The 2233-nt window shown below is 59.8% G+C and carries 4 protein-coding genes and 1 pseudogene; 3 read left to right on the top strand and 2 right to left on the bottom strand.

Annotated features, from left to right (window positions below; genetic code table 11):
• Both AB4037_RS34495 and tnpB read left to right on the top strand, forming a co-directional pair.
• Window positions 1–186, top strand: a pseudogene (locus tag AB4037_RS34495) (ABC transporter permease); the annotation flags it as partial.
• Between the two features lie 30 nt (window positions 187–216).
• Window positions 217–363, top strand: a complete 147-nt coding sequence (tnpB, locus tag AB4037_RS34490; RefSeq protein WP_441774660.1) for an IS66 family insertion sequence element accessory protein TnpB — start codon at window positions 217–219, stop codon at window positions 361–363.
• 426 nt (window positions 364–789) lie between these two features.
• Here the strand turns inward: tnpB and AB4037_RS34485 are convergent, their stop codons facing one another.
• Window positions 790–960: a hypothetical protein gene (locus AB4037_RS34485; RefSeq protein ID WP_441774659.1), complete on the bottom strand. Its 171-nt coding sequence runs from the start codon at window positions 958–960 to the stop codon at window positions 790–792.
• Window positions 961–1184: 224 nt separating this feature from the next.
• Here AB4037_RS34485 and AB4037_RS34480 point away from each other — a divergent pair, with 224 nt between their 5' ends.
• The gene (locus AB4037_RS34480) at window positions 1185–1487 is read left to right on the top strand and encodes a hypothetical protein (protein ID WP_441774658.1); all 303 of its coding nucleotides are present in this window, start codon (window positions 1185–1187) and stop codon (window positions 1485–1487) included.
• 40 nt (window positions 1488–1527) lie between these two features.
• On the opposite strand, the gene AB4037_RS34475 is transcribed toward AB4037_RS34480, so the two are convergent.
• Window positions 1528–2233 (bottom strand): hypothetical protein (locus AB4037_RS34475; protein ID WP_441774657.1); only part of this gene is annotated, 706 nt, incomplete at its 5' end.

Here is a 2233-nt window from a genome sequence, read left to right as displayed (position 1 = left end):
CAGCTCATTCCCGGCAGCATGGCCATCACCGGCATGACCCAGGTGGTCGAGATGGGTGCCTCGATCGACGATGTCCGGTTTCAGTTCCTGGGCCTGTGGGCGCTCGCCATCGGCTATACCTTGCTCGCCATCCTGCTCGAATGGCGCCGGCAGCGGCGCCAGGCTGCCCGATCTGTCCTCGCCTGAATTTTTCAGGCGCCGAGCTTGTCGGAAGGTGTGTCCAAGCTGGTCTACTTCGATAGGACGGGCGTGGGCCTGTTCTCCAAGAGACTGGAGGGCGGCAAGTTCCAGTGGCCTTGGAATAGTCGGCGGCGTCGTGCGTCTGATCACAGCACAGCTTCAGGCGCGCTTCGAGGGCATTAAGGAATGTCCCTGATTGTGAGTCTGACGAATCTTCGCCTGAGATGGTCGAGGTTTGAGACCCACACCATCCGCTGTATGGTCGTTCGTTCCATGTCATTCGTCGGACGACATATCGAGGTGGGAACCTTCCGCCTTCATATGAAGTCGAATTCCGCGCGGGAACCAGTCTGCTTATTCCTGGCGCGGCAGCCGATCATTATGAGAAAGTCACGAATTAGATTAAGTTAAGCATAGAGGCGTTTGTCGATCTCGTATCGACAGCAGATTGTCTCAACGCTCATGAGCATAGATCCGGCGTATCTTTGGGCGACACTGTCGCCGGCACTCCGTCGCCAGATTGTTGACGACATCGCCGCGGTCCTGGCGGAGATTCCCCATGAGGTCCGAGCTGGTCACGCCGAGCCACCAAGCGCGCAAGGCGGTGGTTTACATTCGCCAGTCGACGCCCATCAAGTGGTGAGCAATCAAGAAAGCCTTCGGCTCCAATACGCGCTTCGCCAACGCGCCCGCGAACTCAGCTGGCATGAAGCCGATATAGACGTGATCGACGCCGATCTGGGCCTGAGCGCCGCATCTGCGGCTCAGCGCAGCGGCCATGCCAGCTCTTAAAAGCAGACCGTCCTTCAGCCACCTGCGAACTCTCGTAAACACCGTCGAAACGAACCGGGTGCCATCCTTCGATGACCTCGCCATCATGTTCAGACACATAACGGTATTGTTCGGCGTAGCTATAAAACCGTCTTGTCGCTCGATGATAACAATTCGACGGCTTTTCGCTCTCGGCCCAACGCAAGACCCTGCTCGGCCCCGAATTCTCCTTCATGCGGCCTGGTTGCACCACGCCGACACGAGCCGTGCTGACGGAGACCATCCACCGCGATGCTACCCAAATCCTCACCGACATGTCAGACGCCAATGAAGAGCTGATCACCGTCTATGGCGGCGCGGCAGTGCCCAGCCTGCATCTTCGGGACCTCGCCTGGCCATGGCTGCGGCGTAAGCTCGGCGTCATGCTGGGCCTTTCCCGATCGAGCGCCTGGGATTCCATCGGTCTTGCCATCTTTTCGCCCCGCCAGTGTCAGCGCAACAGCTTCGACTGGTCAGCTCTGCTCACCGGACCCTAAGTTCGACCCTGGCCTAAAGCGCGTTTTCGCGAAGCGGGCTTCAGGTCCAGTTGAAATTGTGAGCCGCGTTGCGCGTGTCCTCCTCGTAGCGATCCTCCCAGACGCGCGTGAGGAATATCACCAGCGAGAATTCCGACATGAACAGAACGAGTGCCATGAAGGCCCAGACGATTGGTGCCGCAAACAGACGCAGCTCGCCGATCTGCGGGAAGTGGCTGAGTGCCAGATTTGCCCCCTCCATCACGAAGCCGATCTGCAGGCTGATGCCGATAATGATGACCAATAGGGAGACCGGTTCACGCAATGCCGTCCTTAACGAGGTCCGGATCGGCCGGCGCTCGTCGAGGGATGCCGCTGGTCCCACCAATGCCAGGCCAGCCGTCGCCATGAAGCCGAGGGCATAGGACAGCAGGATGGCCCCGCGCAGGAGTTGCTCATGCGGAACAGGCGAAGTCGGCARGGGCGGATGCTTGAGCAGGCCGATGATGGCCCAGCACAGCAGCACGTAAAAACCCATCCGCCGCGCCCGAGAGCCGGTGGGTATTACGGGGCGCCATTCTTCGTGGATGAGGCCCCGATGCAGGCGTAACGCGATGCGGGCGAGCAGATAGGTCGTCATGGCATGAAAAGCGACGAGCAGCCCGATCTGAACCAGCCCCGAAGGCCATGCCACCAGGAAAGATACCGGTGGCACCAACTCCTGAATGGCGAAAATCAACCAGGCGGCAAAGAACAGCCCCGGCTGG

This window comes from Labrys sp. KB_33_2 (genome assembly GCF_052114505.1).
GTDB lineage: Bacteria > Pseudomonadota > Alphaproteobacteria > Rhizobiales > Labraceae > Labrys.
The sequence above is the reverse complement of the archived record's forward strand: the minus strand, read 5'-3'. Positions and strand labels throughout refer to the sequence as shown.